The organism is Fodinicola feengrottensis (assembly GCF_010993775.1).
Classification (GTDB): domain Bacteria; phylum Actinomycetota; class Actinomycetes; order Mycobacteriales; family HKI-0501; genus Fodinicola; species Fodinicola feengrottensis.
Genome location: NZ_WOTO01000035.1, coordinates 14,483 through 31,302, shown reverse-complemented (window position 1 = coordinate 31,302; position 16,820 = coordinate 14,483). Strand labels below are relative to the sequence as shown.

Below are 16,820 nucleotides of genomic sequence, written 5' to 3'. Positions count from 1 at the left end.
TCGCCTGTCGCGAACTCGTTATGCGGCCAATGGCGTCTCCTGCATTTCGGCCATGACCTCCGCCTCGCGCAGCGGCTGGGCCGGCGCCGGGGCCGTCGAGATCCTGGTGAACACGGCCTGGCCGAACTCCAGGTTCGGTCCGACGCTGAACGCGGAGATCTCGTTGGACACCCGTTGTTGGCCATCTTTTTCATACCGCCGGATGGAAAACTTGCCGTGCACCACGATCGGATCCCCCTTGGTGATGCTGGCCGCGACATTCTTGGCCATCTGCTGCCAGCAGGTGATCCGCAGGAACAGGGTCTCCTCGTCCCGCCAGGCCTGGATCTCCCGGTCATACCGCCGCGGGGTGGAGGCAAGGGTGAAATTGCACACCACCTGCCCGTTACGGACTTCCTTGATCACGGGCACGGTGGCCAACCATCCGGTCATCGTCACCAGTGGCTCGCTTGTCATGTCAGCTCCTCTCAGCGGTGGCCTACCCGCACCACGATGCCGCGCCGAAACCGGCCGCCAGCCTGGCCAGCGCGAATCTGTGGACAACGACCGGGGCTGGGGAAAACCTCGAACAGCGGCGCCGACGTGCTAGGCCACACCACTAGGCTTCGTACGTGGACAGCCATTTCGGACTGATCGTGCTGGTCGCGGTGGGCGCGCTGCTGGTCCTGGTCGGGCTCGTCTACGTGGGCGGTGGGCTGGCCGAGCTGCGCCGGCACGCGATGCTGCGGCGGCAGGGCAGGGCCGCGCGGGGGCACCCTGGTGAGCCTGCGGCGCTCCGGCGGCTGGGGCTCGCGGGCGGTGGTCCGGTTCCGGGCGGCCGCCGACCGGATCGTCACCACCTCCTCCACCGCGTCCCGCTCGACCCGCCGATTGGCTTCCTCCAAGACAATCCGGCCCGGCCGGCAACTGACCGTGCGGTATCTGCCGGACGATCCGGGGAATGTTCTGGTCGACGGCTTCGACACCCGTACGCAGCCGTGGACCTATTTGATCTGCGGGGCCGCCGCCATCGTCGCCGGCCTGCTGCTCGCGGCCGTGTCGCTGCCTTCGCTCGGCTGGGATTTCCTGCATCTGGGCTGAAAACCGGGACATTTGTCACGGCGAGCGCAGGATCAGCGGCCCTTCGCTCCTATCGCCGAGTGCGTTCTTGGGTAACGTACGCGCTGATGGCGACAGCTTCGGTGGACAGCACGTGACCTTCTTCTGGCCGGAAACCGCCGGCCGACGTAGGTACGGCTTCCGTACGTTCGTGCCACTCGCCTGGCTGCTGGCACTGGTCGGCCCGGCCGCGGACGTACTGACCGGCCGGATCGCGTACCCACTGCTGGCCGGCGCCGGTCTGCTGGTTTTTTTCGTGGCGCTGCTGGCGGCGGTGGCCTACTCCGTGCTGGGCCGCTGGCAGTGGCTGGGCCGCTGGCGGGCCGCCATGCTGGCGCCGTCGACTGTCCTCGCACTGGTCCTGACCTGGGCGTACGGGGACAGCTGGGGGTTGACGTTCCTGTTTCTCGCGGCCGGCTGCGCGCTGGCCTTCACCTCGCCGCGGCAGGCCGCGGCCGCCGTCGCGGGGGCACCGTCGTACTGGCGGCGTCAGCCACCTGGCTGAGCGGGCACCCCGGTGCGGTCGTCAGCTCGGTGGTGACGGTGGCGCTGGCCGGACTGGTGGTCCTCGCCTTCCGTGGCATGGGCACCGCGATCATGGAGTTGCGGGCGGCCCGCGAGGAGTTGGCCCGGCTCGCGGTCGACCAGGAGCGCGCGCGTTTTCGCCCGCGACCTGCATGACCTGCTCGGCCACACGATGTCGTTGGTCGTGATCAAGGCGGAGGTCGTCCGCCGGCTGGTCCACACCGATCCGGACCAGGCGGCGCTCCAGGCCGCCGACATCGAGACGGTCGGCCGGCAGGCACTCACCGAGATCCGCGAGGCGGTGACCGGTTACCGCCCACGAGACCTGGACGCCGAGCTCACCCACGCCCGGTCCGCGCTGGCTGATGCCGGCATCGAGATGTCCATAAGTGAGTCGGCCGAAGAGCTGCCTGAGGCGGCCCGAAGCCTGCTCGGCTGGTGCGTACGAGAGGCGGTCACCAACGTGATCCGGCACAGTCACGCCCGGAAGTGCACGATCAGCCTGCGCGTACGAGACGGAATCGCCGAGCTCCAGGTGCGAGACGACGGCGCTGGTGGGGCAGTCGGGAGCGCTGGTACGGGCCTTCGCGGTCTCGCCGAACGACTGTCGGCCGCGGGTGGCCGGGTGGACGCCGGCCCCGTACCAGATGGCTTCACCCTGACCGCCACACACACCGGTGCGACCGTGATCCGGCTGCTGCTGGCCGAGGACCAGCAAATGATGCGAGGCGCTCTCGCGCTGCTGCTGAACCTGGAGCCCGACCTGGAAGTCGTCGCGCAGGTCTCCTCCGGCGACGAAGTGCTGGCAGCGGCTCGTACGTCCCGCCCCGACGTGGCCCTGCTGGACATCGAGATGCCCGGCCGTACGGGCATCGACGCGACCGCCGATCTGCTCGCTGAGCTGCCCGAATGCCGCGTATTGATCCTGACCACCTTCGGCCGCCCTGGCTACCTGCGGCGGGCGATGGAGGCTGGTGCCAGCGGCTTCCTGGTCAAGGACGCCCCGGTGGAAAACCTCGCCACCGCCATCCGCCGTGTCGTCGCCGGCGAGCGCGTCGTCGACGCCGACCTCGCCGCCAGCGCGCTGTCCGCCGGCGCCAACCCGCTCTCCGGCCGTGAGCAGGACGTACTCCGCGCCGGCGTGGACGGCTCCACTATCACCGACATCGCTGTCGCGCTGCGACTGTCCGAGAGCACCGTGCGCAATTACTTGTCCGCCGCCATCGGGAAAACCGGAACTCGCAACCGTACCGAAGCGGCGAGGGTGGCTCAGCAGAACGGCTGGCTGTGAACCCAAGCTGTGAGCCGCTACCCTGTTGTCGCGCGGCGTACGGGGACCGGGCTCACGCTCCCCTGTGCTGCCGGTCCCGCCCCCGTAGCTCAGCGGATAGAGCAGGTGCCTTCTAAGCACTTGGTCGCAGGTTCGATTCCTGCCGGGGGCACCATAGAGTCGGTATTAGAAACTTCGTCATCGTGCGCACATCCAAGCAACATCGGTACGGTCACGGTTCCACCAGTGGTGGAACCGTTTGACTTGGGCACCAAGGAAGCAAGCTCTCTGGCCGGCGGTGTGAGCTTGTAATCACTCACGACGGCACGATGATCACCGTCCACGGACAGCAACAGCCGCTCGAACAGACCTTGGTTGAGCAAACGTTTACCTTGATCGTTCAAGGCGCGACACAGAGCACACCACACGACGTTCTACACCAGCCTGCACAGCATCAACCAGATCCCCACCGCAACCACCACACGCCGCGAGTTCATGGCGAATCACCTCGTCTGGATCGCCCACCTGCTCCAATGTCTGACCATGATGCCCGCGCTGCCCATCCGGTTTGCGACCAGACTTGCCCCGCAACGACCTCGGCGCCGGCTTGCCCAATCCATCCGATGACGGCGGACGAGACGAATTACGAGAATTCTGATCCAACCGCCGCTCCAACTCCGCGACACGCTCACGAAGCGCCACATTCTCAGCCTTCAACAACGCGATCTGCTCAGCCTGCTCAGCAACCAACTCCACAAGCTGGTCATACGTCGACCTCGCCACAAACCAATTATCCAACCATAAAACACGAAACCCCGGAGACACGCAGGAAATCGCCTGACCAGTTACGATGTGTATATATAGTTATTATTGCCTACTACATAGTCACATCAATTCTCTCATTTGTCAACAAACGTTTATAGTGCACGTTATCATCGATGCTAATTCACGTTGAGAAGCTGCTGGATAGTATGACCTGTCGGAGATTGCCCCAGTAACACCATCGCCTCATACGCCACTTCACCAGCAGCTTTGGCCGGATCGACATCAAGGGCAAGGTAGGCAGCCTTGTACCCGGTCATCTGTCGTGTCAGTCGTCTGGCTTCCACCTGGTCGTGGTCAAGTTCGTCAGCTTCATAACTAGCGGCGGCCACAGCATCGGCAGTCTGTTGGAGCCAAGTACGCAACTCGCTATCACCGAAGGCGCCGGCGGCCAAGGCAGTTTCAACTTGCTCGCGGCCAGAGGTGACGGGGGCTTCGTCCATCACCATGTGGATCAAGGTTGCGACCACATGCCGTTGGATGGTTTCGCTACTGGCATGCAACCGCTGCCAGAGGTCAACATCAAGAGTGCGCAGGCGGCTGGCAGTCATATGCTCGGGCCTTTCGGTGGTTTCGGTGGATCAGTGGGCTCCAGGGGTTCAACCCTGGCGGCGGTGGTCCCTGACGCTTGTTGGCTTCACGTTGCCGTTTGGTCATGGTGCTTGGTCTGACACCGTGCGCCGAACAGAGGTCGGTAGGGTCGGCACAGGGCGCGGTGCCGATGTGGCCACCGGTCCGTTTCCCTGCGCCGCCCTCCGAACCCGACGTGCCGGTCTCCCGGCATCGGGCTCTCCGCGTGTCTTGGCCACTGGTTAGCCGTTGGTGGCTGCTGGTTTGGGGGACCATGGGGTTGCGATGGTGTTGCCGCGGTAGCGGTAACGTGTGATGGCGACGCTGGATGCGCCGCTGAAGATGGTCCCGTTGTGGGCGAATCGCCATCCTCTGTCGCAGAACCGGCGGCGGAGTTCGGTCATTCCGAGCTGGTGTTTGCCTGCGTACTTGGCACGTATCCAGCGCATGATCCGCTTCCATGTGAAGCTGTCGATCGCGTTGAATACAGCCGCAGACACGCCGTGTCGGAAATAGTTCGCCCATCCCTTCAATGTCCGGTTGAGACTGACGAGCAGTTCATCCAGGTCCATGTGCCGGGTTGACCTGTACGTCTTGGCCTTTACCTTGCCCTTGATCGACGCGATGGCCTTCTTGGACGGGATGGTGTAGACGTACTGCTTCTGCGTTCCTGGTTTGCGCATCCGACGGATGGAGCCTGTCACGATTTCTGTGTAAGCCGGAGGTGATTGGCTTACTTGTCTTATTATATCAGAATGTTAGGCGGCCGGGGAATAGTTGGGTGAGGGTGTTGAGTGCTATTTTCCAGCCCCAGGTGCCTGTTCCTGAGGCTCCGCCGCGTTGGGTGGAGATGTTGCGTAGTCCGAGGTAGATGAGTTTCATGGCTGCGTCTTTGTCGGGGAAGTGTCCGCGGTTTTTGGTGATTTTGCGGAGTTGGAAGTTGATGGATTCGATTTGGTTGGTGGTGTAGACAATTTTCCGGAGTTCTGCGGGGTAGTCCAGGAAGGGGGTGAAGTCGTTCCAGGCGTTGTTCCACACGTCGACGGCTCCGGGGTATTGTTTGCCGTGGGTCTTGGCGAACGCGTCGCGGGCGAGCTCGGCGGCCTCCAGGGTGGGCGCGGTATAGATCTCGCGCATCGACGCGGCCAGTGGTTTGCGGTCCTTGTAGGACACGAACCGCATGGCGTTGCGGATGACGTGCACGACGCAGGTTTGCACTACGGTGTCAGGGAAGATTGAGCGGATCGCGTCCGGGAGCCCGGTCAGCCCGTCGCAGCACGCGATGAGGATGTCCCGCACGCCGCGGTTGCGCAAGTCCGTCAGGACCTTGGCCCAGAACTTGGCTCCCTCGGTGTCCTGGATCCAGCATCCGAGGGAGTGTTTGCGGCCGTCCACGTCCACTCCGATGGCCAGGTACGCGACCTTGGTGGTGACCACGCCGTTGTCCTTGATTCGGACCCGGATCCCGTCGATGTAGAGGATCGGGTAGACCTCGTCCAGCGGCCGTGACTGCCACAGCTTGATCTCGTCGACGACCACGTCGGTGATGTTCGAGATCAACTCCCGGGACGCGTTTACTCCATATATTTCAAGTAAATGCGCCTCGATGTCACGAGTTGTCATTCCTCGCGAGTACAAAGACAGGATCATGTCATCGATATTCCCCAAACGACGGGCACGTTTGGGTACGATCGTGGGCTCGAACGTCCCGTTCCGGTCCCGCGGCACCTCGATCTGGACCGGGCCGCTGAGCGTGGACACGGTCTTGCGGGTTAGCCCGTTCCGGGAGTTGCCGGACCCGCGTCCCTCCGGCGCGCCGTGCTCATAGCCCAGGTGGTCGCTCATCTCGACCTGCAACGTCCGATCCAGCACCGCCTTGGTCATCTGGTTCAGCAGACCGTTCGCCCCGTCTACCGGCGTCCCAGTGGCCTTCGCGTCCGCTAGTAGAGCATCGATCGTCGCGGTCGAGAGCGCCCCCGTCAGCCGCGCAGCCGCCGTCTCATCATCACACGACGAGACGAAATGTTCCGAGTCATACGGTGTCCCTTCCGACCAACCAACAGGCCAGTCGATCTTGGTACACCTCCGGCTTACACACTTGGCATGACACGCCCGACGGATGTGGAAGCCGAGGAAGTCGAAGCCCTCATCGATATGGACAACACGGGTTTTCTCCGGTGCCAGCTGTAACCCCAGAAGGTCGAGTACAGCTGCCACCTCCTCCCGCAGTGTCTCGGCGTGGTGGCGCTGCCCGTCCACCATGAGGACAAAATCGTCCGCATAGCGAATGAGTCTCCACACGCCGAGGCCATTACGTCTGCGTTTGCTCCGCTGGTATGCGGTTCCCATCTCCCGGTGCCATTGCTGGGCAAAGTGCTCGTCCAGCGCGGACAAGGCGATGTTCGCCAGCAGCGGAGAGAGGATTCCGCCCTGCGGGGTCCCGGTCACTGTTTCTTCCCGATCGCCGGACGTCGTCATGACCCCGGACTTCAGGAAGGCCTTCACCAGCGCGCAGACTCTCTTGTCCTTGATTCTCGCCCGTAGGCGACACATCAAAGCCGTATGCGATATTTCATCGAAACAGGCTTTGATGTCCGCCTCCAATATCCAGTGGTAATTCCTGGGGTTGGTGGCGAAAAGATGAATCTCGGCAACAGCGTCGTGTGCGCGCCGGTTCGGGCGAAAGCCATACGAGCACGGTTGGAAATCCGCCTCGAAGATGGGCTCCAGCACCGCTTTGAGGCTTGCCTGGACTACGCGATCGGCGACAGTGGGAATCCCGAGTTTCCGGACTTTCCCGGTCGTCCCCTTGGGGATCATGACCTGTCGTACTTCGATCGGCCGGAACTCACCGGATTTCAGCGAGTCACGGATATAGCCCAAGAACTCCCCGACCCCGACCCGAGTCTCGATCCAGGCCACGGTGGCCTTGTCGACACCCGGAGTCCTCGCCCCAGCGTTGTTGGACACGCGTTCCCACGCGTACATAAGAAACGCTGGAGCGTAGACGAGGTTGAGGTTGACAGGTCACCAAACCGGCGAGAGGAAACGTTCTCCCGCCCAATGGTGCAGTTTGGTCTGCATCCTCCGTACCGTGCCGCGAGCCGAATCGGGATCCGGCCACAACACAGCGCCGGTATTCACCGACACGTCTTCGGACATTGCATTCCCTCCCTAACTGACACGCTGCCGCCCTTCCCCATGCGCCAGGCTTTCCCCGGCTCGGAGTACTACGGCGGCTCCGCCCCATCCGCGCCTTCGGTCGGCATCGGACCTATCCGCACCCCGACCCTCTGGTCGAAGGCTTGGCGCGGAGCGGTCACGGACGGTTCCCACGTTCACTGCTGTTCGGTTGACGGGTTAGGCACCCGGCTTTGCCCCTGCGGCATCGCCACGGCTACGCCGTAGACAATTCACCATGGCCTCCCGCCCAGACTGCGAAGACCCAGACAAGGAGTTCCCCACCCGCAAAAGGTGGGTGCGCGCCGCGTTCCAGCCCGTATCCACCGGATTTGAGCTGGCGCCATGTTAAGAGGCGTAACAACACCGGTTCCTCGCGTATACCTTCCCGTCTTGCTCACCACGCCCGGCCCATCCGGCAGTACCGAGCCGACGCGACTTTGTCGAGGCTGCTCCCACCCTCACCGACGACCCTCGGCTCAGGCTGCCTCCAGCTTCACTCCGCCACTACGATGACGAAGAGATGGATGGTCTCTCACCCCCATCCGATACAGCAGCGCCTCGTGGCGCGCACTCACAGTCGTAGCAGACATCAAAACCGGCGCTAATCGACTGGAGCTTCAGGCCGTTGAGATCCACCCACCGGACACCGCGGGCTTCGGCATGTAGTCGCTCGTTGTCAAGCGGCACAGTCTGGAAGCCGTAAGCCTCGACGATGTCCACCAGCTCGTCAGGGATACGGCCGTAGTCACCAGAGGCCGTGATCAGGCGCTGTTCGTTGTCGCCAGCCTGGTCGGTACAGATGAGAGCGCTCATGCAGAACGGCTGTATCCATTGCTGTTGTCGAGGTGACCACACCGACCGAACGCCACGTTGCAGGTCACTCGCAGTGCGGTTCGTCCAGTCGTTGCGTTCCTGGCCAAGGACCATGCCCTTATAGCGGTTCTGGATACGCTGAAGTTTGGCCATGGACTCTTCCCATGACTCCGGCATAGCTGGCAGTCTGCCAGTAAGTATGCCAACTGTCAGCAGATCGTCACAATATGTAACAGCGCCCTGGTCAGGTTCGACCAGGGCGCTTCGTTGCGTCGTGAGGTTGGCTAGTCGTCGGTCGACAGAGTGCCGTCACAGAGGCCACGGGTGAAGGTCTTCCAGGTGTCGGCCGAGACGGTGAGCATGCCACCCGCTCGATTTTGCTGTCACGGACATCGACGTGAGTGCTGGCATTGCGTACCTCGACACACTGCCCGTTGTTGCCCGACCGGCTGGATGTAATCCAGACGTTAGGTTCCACTTGCGTGCTCCTTTATCAACTTCACCGACTCTGCCGGTGACATCGACAGTGTACGAAGATGGTCGTATACAGCGTTGAGGCGATCGATCTCAGCTGGCGACTCCAGGAACAGTTCGCCGGCGGATGCCGAGCCGAGTCCGGAGCCCAATATGGAAGCACCCACCGCGCTGGTCGAACGCGCGATCAACGGCATCGAACTGCCCAACTACGCAGCGGCTAGGGACTCCAAGGCTCTCCTATAGCCACTGGTTCTCGGTGGCGATCTTGATGGCGTGGATGCGGTTGCGGGCGCCGAGTTTGTCGGACGCGGAGGCCAGGTAGTTCCTGACTGTTCCGTACGACAGGTAGAGCTGAGAGGCGATTTCACGTGGATCGAGCCCCTCGGAGTGCAGCCGCAACACGTCCGTTTCGCGGTCGGTCAGGGGACTGGGCCGAGCTTGGAGGGTGGCCAGCGCGAGGGCCGGATCGATGACGCGGCCGTCGGCGGCGACGATGCGGATCGCGTGGATCAGTTCGGCGGCGGGGGTGTCTTTGGCGAGGAAGAAGGCGGCGACGTGAGCCTCCAGGGCGATACGCAGGTTGGCGGGCACGGCAAGCGCGGTCAGGATCAGTACGCGGCATTCGGGCAGCTGGTCGTGCAGGACCGCCGCGGCAGTCAGGCCGTCGACTCCGGGCAGGTCGATGTCCAGGAGCGCCACATCGGGTTTGTACTGGCGGGCGGCTGTGACAATGCGATCGCCGGTGGCGACCTCGGCCGTGACCTCCATGTCGTCTTGGAGGTTGAGGACCGCTGCGAGGGTGTCGCGCAGTATCGCGGTGTCCTCGGCGAGCAGGATGCGGATCATGCGCCGACCGCTGCCGGTGCCGACGGGGAGTAACTCGTCGCGAGTTGGGGAACAACGGCTGTCACCGTGAATTCACCGTCTTTCGCGTACGTACGGACTGCGCCGCCGAGCGCCTCGATTCGCTGCGTCATGTTGGTCAATCCCTGTCCTGACGCTCGGAGATCGCCGCTCCCGTCATTGGTGATGGCGAGGGTACGGCCGCCGTTGCCGGCGGTCAGCGTGATCGTGCACGTCGTGGCCTGGCTGTGCCGCAGCACGTTGGTGACCGCTTCGCGTGTCACCGCGGCGAAGGCAGCGCAAGCCGGCGGAGCCAGTGTGCAGTTCTGCCGGTCGATAGTGGTGGTGATGCCTGCCGCGCGCAGTGTGTGTGCACGGCGCCGTCGAGTTCGCGTTCAAGGTTGAGGTGGATCTGTCCGGTCGTGACGGCGAGCGCGTCCCGTCTGACACCGCCTGCGACGTACATCAGCTGCGCTATCTCGTGGCGTGCCCGAGCGGGGTCGCGATCCAGCAGAGCCGCCGCGAGATCGGTCTTCAACGCAACGGTGGACAGCCCGAGCCCGAGAGTGTCGTGGGTGTCGCGGGCGAGCCGCAGGTGCTCGCCGGCAGCCGCACCGTCGGCGAGCTCGCGTCGTACGTCCTCAAGGAGTGCCGAGGCGCGAGTGAACTGCGCGAGTCCGTAAATGAGGAGGCAGGCGCTGGCCTCGGTGGCGGCGGCATAAATCGACCAGCTCACGATGTGTCCCCACGACAGCAGATCGGCGGGGTTGAGCAGGGTCAGGATGGGTACGCCGACGACGATGGCGGCGAAGCCCAGCCACCGGGTCCAGTGCCTGATCAAGAGAAGACCACTGGCGCAGGGGAAGGCGAGCAGGCCGATGCTGCCGGCACCCGCGGCCGGATACATACAGCACCAGGCACAGAGCCGCCTGGGCTGCGAGCGTCCACGGCCAGCCCAGCGGTCGAGGCAGCGGTTGGGCCGCGACGACGCTGAACCAGACGTGTCTCCACTGGAGCGCGATCACGGCCGCCGCGACCACGACCGCCATGGCCACGACACCCCAGCTGTGGTGCGGCACCTCACCGGGAAACACGACGTTGAGCAGGAAGGTGCCGGCGAAGCAGACCGTGACGGCCGTGTTCACGGCGCGGGTGAGGGCCGGTGAGACACCGGCCGACACTGTGGACCGTTCGGGGATGCTGCCTGCGTCTCGGGCAACGCCACGACGAGGCGTCTGGCGTCCGCGCTTGCCTGCCGAGCGACGTGGCCGGCAGCCGCGAGATGATGCCGCGCGTCGTCGGCTGAACCAGCCCGCACTGCCTTCTCAGCCAGCACGGTGAGTTCGTTCAGCCGTTGCACGATCACCGTACTGACGCGCTCCGTCGCCGCCAGCCGCAACCGCGTCACGGTAGCTTCGGCCAAGGCGGTCCGGGTCGCGTCGAGGCGATCGACGAGATCGGCCAACCGGGTCAGGCTGTACAGGGTCAGGCCGTGGAAGGTGAAGCTGATCAACAACCACCCCGACCGCGTTGACAGCCGGCTCGTACGGCAGTCCGACCAACAGCCAGCAGGAGATGTCGAGCGCGGCCAGACCCGCGAAGAACAGCCATCCGCGCCCTCCCGGGACAACCAGGAGCACCAGGCCGCCGAGTAGGGCCGACGCACCACCGACCCAGTTGTGACCGAAAATCGCGAACGGCAGGCAGGTCACTACCGCCTGGAGCAGCAGCAGGCCCCACGCGTACCTGGTCCAGACCTCCCGGCGCCGGCCACTGGCGTACCAGAACGGCAACAGGTAGAGCACGAGCACAAACGGCACGTACGCGTAGGACGGGTGCGGGTTGGCGTCGGCGACCTGAGCGACAGCACCGCAGCCAAGCACCACCATGACGATCGAACGGGCTCGCAGGCCGGTCGGACGTACGTCTGATCCCGGGTTGTGCTCGCCGCTTCGCACGGGACCGTCCATTGGCCCAGGATGACACGGCGCGACCGTCTCCCAGGGGACAAAGCGGCGCACTCGCACCAACATCGGGCGACTTGTGCAATCTGCACGTCACCCTCATGCAGTTTGTCCAGATGGTCGATGCCGAGGAGCACTGCCGATGGCCACGTCGGTCGAGCGACAGTGGCGGCGCACGGGCGAACCCCGCCCGTGCCAGGTCAGATCGAAGCGGATGGAGAACACTATGAAAATCGCGGTATGGATCGCCTCGGCTCTCTTGGCGATCGCATTTCTCTTCGCAGGCGGAGGCAAGTTGTTGACACCAGCAAGCGACTTCCAGCTGATGGCTCCGGGCGTACCCGTCGTTTTGATGAAACTCGCCGGCGCTGCTGAGGTACCGGACGCGATCGGCCTGATCCTGCCGGCAGCAACGCGGATCATGCCGGTTTTGACCCCCATCGCCGCCGCCGGACTGGTGCTGACCATGGTCGGTGCAACGATCACCGACATCGCCATCGGCCAGCCCGCGAGCGCCGTTCTTCCGGTCGTTCTCGGTATCTTCGCGGCCCTGGTGGCCTTCGCCCGTTTCGGGCCGTACGCCGTCGAACCCCGCGGCGCCATCCGTAGCGCGACAGTCTGAGGAGAATCCGATGGGCACTGTAGTCATGAGCGCGACAGTCTGAGGAGAATCCGATGGGCACTGTAGTCATGCACAACGTGGTGTCGGTGGACGGCTTCATCGCTGATGAGAAGGAGGACGATGTCGGTCCCCTCCACGAGTGGTATTTCAGCGGCGACACCCCTGTCACCGCGGCCGACGGTGAGGGTTTCGATCATTCCGGGGCGGGAAGCGGTTTCAGGGTGTCCAAAGCATCGGCGCCGTACGTCAGGTCGGTGTGGGACTCACTCGGTACGATCGTCATGGGCCGCAGACTTTTCGACCTGGTCAACGGTTGGGAAGGCGACCCACCCGCTGGCGACCACGTGGTCGTCGTGTCCCATCGCCCCAAACCGCAGGGTTGGCACCCCGAGGCGTCCTACCACTTCGTCGACGATGTGGCGGCGGCGATCGCCAAAGCCCAGGAACTGGCCGGGGAGCGAACCATCGCCGTGAATGCCGGTGACGTGGGCGCCCAGATCCTCGCGGCCGGCCTTGTCGACGAAGTGGCCATGGACGTGGTGCCGGTGGTGTTCGGGTCGGGCAGGCGCTTTTTTTTTTCGCAGCATCGACCGGCAACACCTACTCGAGGATCCCGTGTCATCCAGGGCGAGCGTGTGCTTCACCTGCGATTCAAGGTACGGCGGTGAAGCGAGTCGAGGCGGCAGCCGGAAAAATCGACCCTTCCGCGATCGACCGTGTTCTCGCCGCGAACCGGTACCTCGTGCTCGGCACCGCGGACGAGAACGGGGTTCCGTGGGTTACCCCGGTCTTCTTCGCGCCGCTCGACCCGAACCACGTGCTCTGGGTGACCGCGAATCAGGTCGTACTGATCGACCGGGACGAGTCACAGGTCGACATCCCAGACCTCGATCTCGTACTGCCCCATAACGCCGCGGGCCTCGACGACGGCGCGTACGACATGGCTGTGCAAGCATCGGCCGCGTGGGGAGCCGCGGTCTACTGGGACAATGAATACGCAGTCGAGCGGCTCGCCGTGATTCGAGCGGTCTGAGGACACGTCGAAGGAGTAGAACCGTTGGCGATCAAGTGTAGCCGGCGGGTTTGGTGTCGTTCACCGAAGGCGAATTGGAAGTAAACCGTGGACCGCGATGGCCTCAGTGCCTACCATGATCGAGTCACGTAGCGGAAGGAGGTAGAGACGGTGGCGCACGGGAGTCCGCAGGAAAAGAAGGCGCTCAGCTATGCGAAGGATAGGCGCAACGACTACGGCGAAAACGACAAGAGTTCGCGTAAACACATTCGACAGAACAAACGGACACCGAACCGCGCAGACCGGCACCGGCAGCGTCAGGTCATGGCGTCCGCGACCGGACGCATGGTCGACCTGGATGCCGCCGAGCGAGCTGAGGTCAGGCTTTATCTCAAGAAGTCAATGTGGTTCACGAAGCGATGGCGAAAATGGCCTGACGCTCCCCTAGGGGACATGGTTATCTTGCAACTGCGGCGCCGGGCCGCACGGGGAATGGTCAACGCGGCGGACAGCCAGGCGTGTATCGAACGCATCCGTGGCCGAATCAGGTAACTTCCCTCTTTGCGTCAAGACAACAAATACATGAACAACTGATCCGCGGTCGACCCGCGTGAAGGCGGCCTCGCGTCCGGCATCAGCAGCACACATGCGGCAAATCGGCGCGGTCCTTGGCGTGGCGGTTCTCGGTACGACCGTACGCACTCTGGAACCCGGTGGCGCGTCCTTCACGACCGGCCTCGCCACTGGGTTCCTCGTCGCAGGGCGTCGTCACTCGCTCAGCGCCACGTTCATCGGCCTGTTGCTCAACGCACCAGTACCTCGTCAGCCGCGCATGGGTTTACCCAATCGCTGGATGTCCAGCCGGCGGCTGCACCTCATCAGTAGGTAGGCGGCAACGCATAGGCCTAAACGCAAGCGATGGGGCTCGGCCAGCATCGAGTTCTGGAAGCGATTGTCGGCCCGTATGCAGGCAGGTTTCGACACATGGAAAGAATTCCGCGCCGAGGAATCGGTGGGGTCCTAGCCAAGGCCGAACGGGATACCGAGTGCCTTGATCGCGTTCTTAACGAACTCTTGTGCGCCTTCGCTGGTCCCGGCGACTATGCCGGTGGCGACCGGCGCGCGAGAGCCTTTGAGTGCAGCGAGCGCACGCCTAATTCGGCTGCGATCCGGCCCTGGCTTGGTGACCTCGGCTAGGACATCGCGGGCCGCCTCTTCGGCTCCTGCTGCTCTTGAGGATCAAGCTCTGCAGTTGGGAGTCGTTTTAGTATCACTGTGACAGCTTCGGTGAGCGCTTCTAACCCTCGCGCGACCTGCCGAGTCTGGTTCCGTACGACGCTCTGGTTATTCCAGGCTAGCTGTGCGCTATCGCCGGAGAGATTTGGAAAACCGGTCAGTGGTAGACAGCGCTCTCGCTCGGTGCCGGCGAGACGGCGGTGACTTGACGGATGGCCGCGTGCGCAAGCAGTACGTCGTCGATTCGGCTGTTCTGCTTCGGTCAGGACCTGTTCGGGGGCGAAAAAGCGACCGGAAACGTGTTGGGTTTCGACCCGGAAGTCGGTACGCGTACGGTCCGTGGCCGGTCGGTCGACAACGGGGGCGCGCTGGCTGTTGGAGGACCCGGACGTGAATGGCGCGTACGGCCTCGCCACCCGCTGGCAGGACGAACACCGCGTGCTGGAGCACGACCACTTGCGGGCGAGACGACCAATCAACCGGAACATGGCGGCCAGTTGATCGATTACTTTGCTGATGTGGACTGGTTGGCATGGAATCGCGCCTTCTTCTGACGATTCCCGCACGTGTTCATGTCACACCATTTGCGAGTGCGACTTTGGCTGGTGTCAAAGAAAGCGGCCTGGCAGGTTGGTGATGCACACAAGGCCAATTTTCCGTCTCGTTCGCCTGCGAGGATGCTGATCGCGTCGGCGGCGATCACGCTCAGGGCATCTTCTACGCAGGAGGCCGAACTGAGCAGCCATCGGCGCTCTCCATCGGACGTCAGGACAGCCGCGGCCCGCCCCTGAGAGCTGCGGTCATTGATGACTTGGACAGCTGTCGCCGGAAGCGGGTCTTGGATCGCGGCCGCTGTCGCCGCGGCGGCGTGAATTGACTCCCTCAGTTCCCGAGCGAGGGCGAGCTGGGCGGTAGTGCTGGAGTCCACGGCAAGGCCGTTCACTGCCAGCCAGTCGACGAGCCGGTGCGGCGTGGGAATGCGCTCCACCGCGTTGCCGTGACGCTCCGAAAGAGTCCCCGTGAAGCTGGTCGCCAGCACGTTACCGAGGCGGAAGTCAGGGAACCGAGCACGCATGGAACCACCTTAGCTGGTTGCGCGCTGCCGTGAAGACGTGTTAGAACCGTCTTAGCCGGTTCACGATAGGCCGTAACCGGCTCCGCGATGGCCTGGAGGTCTCATGCCCCGCCCAACCAGCGACGTCCAAGCGTGTGAAGCCCACGTACCTGACGCTGACCTCGACGAGCTGCGCGCCCGATTGGCCGCGGTGCGGCTGCCCGAAGCAGAGACGGTCCATCGCGCCGGGCCGGACCCTCGACGATGGGAACAGGGCGTTCCTCTCGCCGACCTTGTCGATGTCGTGAACTACTGGCGCACCGGGTACGACTGGCGGGCCTTCGAAGCTCGCCTCAACCGGATCGGCCAGTTCCGTACGACCATTGATGACCTGGGAATCCACTTCCTGCACCGCCGGTCCGCGCGCGCGGATGCCACTCCGGTGATCTTGACCCACGGCTGGCCGGGCAGCATCGCCGAGTTCGTCGATGTCGTCGACGAACTGGCCGATCCGAAAGATGCGGACGCACCGGCGTTCCACGTCGTGGTCCCGTCGCTACCCGGCTTTGGGTTCAGCGACAAGCCGGCCACCACCGGGTGGGGAACCGAAAAGATCGCGGCCGCCTGGGTGGAACTGATGGAAAGGCTCGGCTACCGCAGGTTCGCGGCCCACGGCGGCGACTGGGGAGGAGTGATCACCACGGTCCTGGGCGGCAGGTTTGCGTCACACGTTCTCGGCATCCACACAACACTCGCGCAGGCACCACCCGGGTTGACCACGGACGGGCTGACGGCGGCCGAGCGCAAGTGGACCGAGGAAACCCGCGACTTCTGGCACCATCACGCGGCGTACGCGAAGCAGCAGGCGACCCGACCTCAGACCATCGGCTACTCGCTCGTCGACTCGCCAGTCGGGCTTCTTGCCTGGATCCTTGACAAGTTCGCCGAATGGACAGACACCGAAGACAGCCCGTTCGAGACTGTTTCCAGAGACCGCGTTCTTGACGACGTCACCCTGTACTGGCTGACTCGCACCGGCGCATCGGCAGCGCGCATTTACTACGAAAGCCACGACTCGCTCGACCCCGAACTTCGGGTCGACGTCCCGTCAGCAATCACCGTGTATCCCCGCGACATCGAGAAGTGTCCGCGCCCCTGGGCACAGCAGCGGTACCGACAGATCGTCCGATGGAGGTCGCCCGACACCGGCGGGCACTTCCCGTCGCTGGAGGTTCCCGAGTATTTCGTCAAGGACCTGCAAGAAGGCCTCGCGGCAGTGCTGGCCGCCAGTGGGTGAACCCCGCCGCGCAATCGTACGGGCATTGCCGTGT

Annotated in this window: 25 protein-coding genes, 1 tRNA gene and 2 pseudogenes; 12 read left to right on the top strand and 16 right to left on the bottom strand. The window is 63.9% G+C overall.

The annotated features are described in order from the left end of the window. Positions 1-18 precede the first annotated feature (18 nt). Together ssb and GNX96_RS28785 are read right to left on the bottom strand one after the other, a co-directional pair. Positions 19-456 carry a single-stranded DNA-binding protein gene (ssb, locus tag GNX96_RS28790; RefSeq protein ID WP_163570996.1) on the bottom strand — a complete coding sequence of 146 codons (438 nt, stop codon included), beginning with the start codon at positions 454-456 and terminating at the stop codon, positions 19-21. Positions 457-467: 11 nt separating this feature from the next. Beyond that, positions 468-755, bottom strand: a complete 288-nt coding sequence (locus GNX96_RS28785) for a hypothetical protein (RefSeq protein WP_163570994.1) — start codon at positions 753-755, stop codon at positions 468-470. A 4-nt stretch (positions 756-759) separates the two neighbouring features. On the opposite strand from GNX96_RS28785, the gene GNX96_RS28780 reads away from it, so the two are divergent. The 6 genes and pseudogenes from GNX96_RS28780 to GNX96_RS28760 all read left to right on the top strand — a co-directional run bounded on the left by GNX96_RS28780 (position 760) and on the right by GNX96_RS28760 (position 3,068). Continuing rightward, the gene (locus tag GNX96_RS28780) at positions 760-1,080 is read left to right on the top strand and encodes a DUF3592 domain-containing protein (RefSeq protein ID WP_163570993.1); all 321 of its coding nucleotides are present in this window, start codon (positions 760-762) and stop codon (positions 1,078-1,080) included. 67 nt (positions 1,081-1,147) lie between these two features. Continuing rightward, positions 1,148-1,603: a hypothetical protein gene (locus GNX96_RS28775; protein ID WP_279581742.1), complete on the top strand. Its 456-nt coding sequence runs from the start codon at positions 1,148-1,150 to the stop codon at positions 1,601-1,603. Between the two features lie 29 nt (positions 1,604-1,632). Continuing rightward, positions 1,633-1,779: a hypothetical protein gene (locus GNX96_RS28770; protein WP_163570991.1), complete on the top strand. Its 147-nt coding sequence runs from the start codon at positions 1,633-1,635 to the stop codon at positions 1,777-1,779. Positions 1,780-1,795: 16 nt separating this feature from the next. Beyond that, positions 1,796-1,891: pseudogene (locus GNX96_RS55935) on the top strand (hypothetical protein); the annotation flags it as partial. A 417-nt stretch (positions 1,892-2,308) separates the two neighbouring features. Further along, the gene (locus tag GNX96_RS55930; protein WP_279581769.1) at positions 2,309-2,914 is read left to right on the top strand and encodes a response regulator transcription factor; all 606 of its coding nucleotides are present in this window, start codon (positions 2,309-2,311) and stop codon (positions 2,912-2,914) included. Positions 2,915-2,992: 78 nt separating this feature from the next. Further along, a tRNA-Arg gene (locus GNX96_RS28760) sits at positions 2,993-3,068 on the top strand. 212 nt (positions 3,069-3,280) lie between these two features. Here GNX96_RS28760 and GNX96_RS55925 read toward each other — a convergent pair. The 12 genes and pseudogenes from GNX96_RS55925 to GNX96_RS28715 form a co-directional block, all read right to left on the bottom strand. Then, positions 3,281-3,649, bottom strand: coding sequence for a DUF6444 domain-containing protein (locus GNX96_RS55925; protein ID WP_390624168.1), 369 nt, complete (start codon positions 3,647-3,649; stop codon positions 3,281-3,283). 185 nt (positions 3,650-3,834) lie between these two features. Then, on the bottom strand, positions 3,835-4,266 hold the full coding sequence (locus GNX96_RS28755) for a hypothetical protein (protein ID WP_163570988.1): 432 nt from the start codon (positions 4,264-4,266) through the stop codon (positions 3,835-3,837). Between the two features lie 261 nt (positions 4,267-4,527). Continuing rightward, positions 4,528-4,989, bottom strand: coding sequence for a group II intron maturase-specific domain-containing protein (locus GNX96_RS28750; RefSeq protein ID WP_279581741.1), 462 nt, complete (start codon positions 4,987-4,989; stop codon positions 4,528-4,530). 46 nt (positions 4,990-5,035) lie between these two features. Then, the gene (locus GNX96_RS55920; RefSeq protein WP_279581768.1) at positions 5,036-6,268 is read right to left on the bottom strand and encodes an IS256 family transposase; all 1,233 of its coding nucleotides are present in this window, start codon (positions 6,266-6,268) and stop codon (positions 5,036-5,038) included. 132 nt (positions 6,269-6,400) lie between these two features. Continuing rightward, positions 6,401-7,273: pseudogene (ltrA, locus tag GNX96_RS55915) on the bottom strand (group II intron reverse transcriptase/maturase); the annotation flags it as partial. Between the two features lie 699 nt (positions 7,274-7,972). Further along, complete coding sequence (locus tag GNX96_RS28740) at positions 7,973-8,458, bottom strand: hypothetical protein (protein ID WP_279581740.1); 486 nt, start codon at positions 8,456-8,458, stop codon at positions 7,973-7,975. A 67-nt stretch (positions 8,459-8,525) separates the two neighbouring features. Further along, a complete protein-coding gene (locus GNX96_RS28735; protein ID WP_279581739.1) occupies positions 8,526-8,759 on the bottom strand; it encodes a DUF397 domain-containing protein in 234 nt (77 codons plus the stop codon). Further along, positions 8,749-8,952, bottom strand: a complete 204-nt coding sequence (locus GNX96_RS65075) for a Scr1 family TA system antitoxin-like transcriptional regulator (protein WP_390624167.1) — start codon at positions 8,950-8,952, stop codon at positions 8,749-8,751. Before GNX96_RS65075 ends, GNX96_RS28735 begins: the two co-directional genes overlap by 11 nt. A 43-nt stretch (positions 8,953-8,995) precedes the next feature. Further along, a complete protein-coding gene (locus GNX96_RS28730) occupies positions 8,996-9,604 on the bottom strand; it encodes a response regulator (protein ID WP_163570981.1) in 609 nt (202 codons plus the stop codon). Continuing rightward, the gene (locus GNX96_RS28725; RefSeq protein WP_163570978.1) at positions 9,601-9,885 is read right to left on the bottom strand and encodes a sensor histidine kinase; all 285 of its coding nucleotides are present in this window, start codon (positions 9,883-9,885) and stop codon (positions 9,601-9,603) included. The genes GNX96_RS28730 and GNX96_RS28725 overlap by 4 nt, the downstream gene beginning before the upstream one ends. Then, positions 9,882-10,508 (bottom strand): histidine kinase, encoded by a 627-nt coding sequence (locus GNX96_RS28720; protein WP_279581738.1) that lies wholly within the window; start codon positions 10,506-10,508, stop codon positions 9,882-9,884. Before GNX96_RS28720 ends, GNX96_RS28725 begins: the two co-directional genes overlap by 4 nt. 418 nt (positions 10,509-10,926) lie before the next feature. Then, the gene (locus GNX96_RS28715; protein WP_163570973.1) at positions 10,927-11,559 is read right to left on the bottom strand and encodes a hypothetical protein; all 633 of its coding nucleotides are present in this window, start codon (positions 11,557-11,559) and stop codon (positions 10,927-10,929) included. 232 nt (positions 11,560-11,791) lie between these two features. Here GNX96_RS28715 and GNX96_RS28710 point away from each other — a divergent pair, with 232 nt between their 5' ends. The 4 genes from GNX96_RS28710 to GNX96_RS28695 all read left to right on the top strand — a co-directional run bounded on the left by GNX96_RS28710 (position 11,792) and on the right by GNX96_RS28695 (position 13,751). Further along, on the top strand, positions 11,792-12,187 hold the full coding sequence (locus GNX96_RS28710; RefSeq protein ID WP_163571144.1) for a DoxX family protein: 396 nt from the start codon (positions 11,792-11,794) through the stop codon (positions 12,185-12,187). A gap of 53 nt (positions 12,188-12,240) precedes the next feature. Beyond that, complete coding sequence (locus tag GNX96_RS28705; protein WP_163570970.1) at positions 12,241-12,855, top strand: dihydrofolate reductase family protein; 615 nt, start codon at positions 12,241-12,243, stop codon at positions 12,853-12,855. Beyond that, positions 12,852-13,220: a pyridoxamine 5'-phosphate oxidase family protein gene (locus GNX96_RS28700; protein ID WP_279581737.1), complete on the top strand. Its 369-nt coding sequence runs from the start codon at positions 12,852-12,854 to the stop codon at positions 13,218-13,220. The genes GNX96_RS28705 and GNX96_RS28700 overlap by 4 nt, the downstream gene beginning before the upstream one ends. Positions 13,221-13,370: 150 nt before the next feature. After that, entirely contained in the window at positions 13,371-13,751 is a 381-nt protein-coding gene (locus GNX96_RS28695; RefSeq protein WP_163570967.1) for a hypothetical protein, read from the top strand. Positions 13,752-13,833: 82 nt separating this feature from the next. Here the strand turns inward: GNX96_RS28695 and GNX96_RS55910 are convergent, their stop codons facing one another. Then, positions 13,834-13,971 carry a hypothetical protein gene (locus GNX96_RS55910; RefSeq protein WP_279581736.1) on the bottom strand — a complete coding sequence of 46 codons (138 nt, stop codon included), beginning with the start codon at positions 13,969-13,971 and terminating at the stop codon, positions 13,834-13,836. A gap of 803 nt (positions 13,972-14,774) precedes the next feature. Between GNX96_RS55910 and GNX96_RS55905 the strand changes: the two genes are divergently transcribed. Continuing rightward, a complete protein-coding gene (locus GNX96_RS55905; protein WP_279581735.1) occupies positions 14,775-14,936 on the top strand; it encodes a hypothetical protein in 162 nt (53 codons plus the stop codon). A gap of 4 nt (positions 14,937-14,940) precedes the next feature. Here GNX96_RS55905 and GNX96_RS28690 read toward each other — a convergent pair whose 3' ends face one another. After that, on the bottom strand, positions 14,941-15,510 hold the full coding sequence (locus GNX96_RS28690) for a CGNR zinc finger domain-containing protein (RefSeq protein WP_163570965.1): 570 nt from the start codon (positions 15,508-15,510) through the stop codon (positions 14,941-14,943). 103 nt (positions 15,511-15,613) lie between these two features. On the opposite strand from GNX96_RS28690, the gene GNX96_RS28685 reads away from it, so the two are divergent. Further along, on the top strand, positions 15,614-16,786 hold the full coding sequence (locus tag GNX96_RS28685; RefSeq protein WP_163570962.1) for an epoxide hydrolase family protein: 1,173 nt from the start codon (positions 15,614-15,616) through the stop codon (positions 16,784-16,786). Positions 16,787-16,820 lie beyond the last annotated feature (34 nt).

Bases quoted from the DNA above. Each gene is read 5' to 3' on its own strand.
- GNX96_RS65075 (WP_390624167.1), bottom strand. From the start codon at position 8,952: ATGCCGTTGATCGCGCGTTCGACCAGCGCGGTGGGTGCTTCCATATTG.
- GNX96_RS28720 (WP_279581738.1), bottom strand. From the start codon at position 10,508: ATGTATCCGGCCGCGGGTGCCGGCAGCATCGGCCTGCTCGCCTTCCCC.
- GNX96_RS28730 (WP_163570981.1), bottom strand. From the start codon at position 9,604: ATGATCCGCATCCTGCTCGCCGAGGACACCGCGATACTGCGCGACACC.
- GNX96_RS28705 (WP_163570970.1), top strand. From the start codon at position 12,241: ATGGGCACTGTAGTCATGCACAACGTGGTGTCGGTGGACGGCTTCATC.
- GNX96_RS28685 (WP_163570962.1), top strand. From the start codon at position 15,614: ATGCCCCGCCCAACCAGCGACGTCCAAGCGTGTGAAGCCCACGTACCT.
- GNX96_RS28690 (WP_163570965.1), bottom strand. From the start codon at position 15,510: ATGCGTGCTCGGTTCCCTGACTTCCGCCTCGGTAACGTGCTGGCGACC.
- GNX96_RS28755 (WP_163570988.1), bottom strand. From the start codon at position 4,266: ATGACTGCCAGCCGCCTGCGCACTCTTGATGTTGACCTCTGGCAGCGG.
- GNX96_RS28740 (WP_279581740.1), bottom strand. From the start codon at position 8,458: ATGCCGGAGTCATGGGAAGAGTCCATGGCCAAACTTCAGCGTATCCAG.
- ssb (WP_163570996.1), bottom strand. From the start codon at position 456: ATGACAAGCGAGCCACTGGTGACGATGACCGGATGGTTGGCCACCGTG.
- GNX96_RS28710 (WP_163571144.1), top strand. From the start codon at position 11,792: ATGAAAATCGCGGTATGGATCGCCTCGGCTCTCTTGGCGATCGCATTT.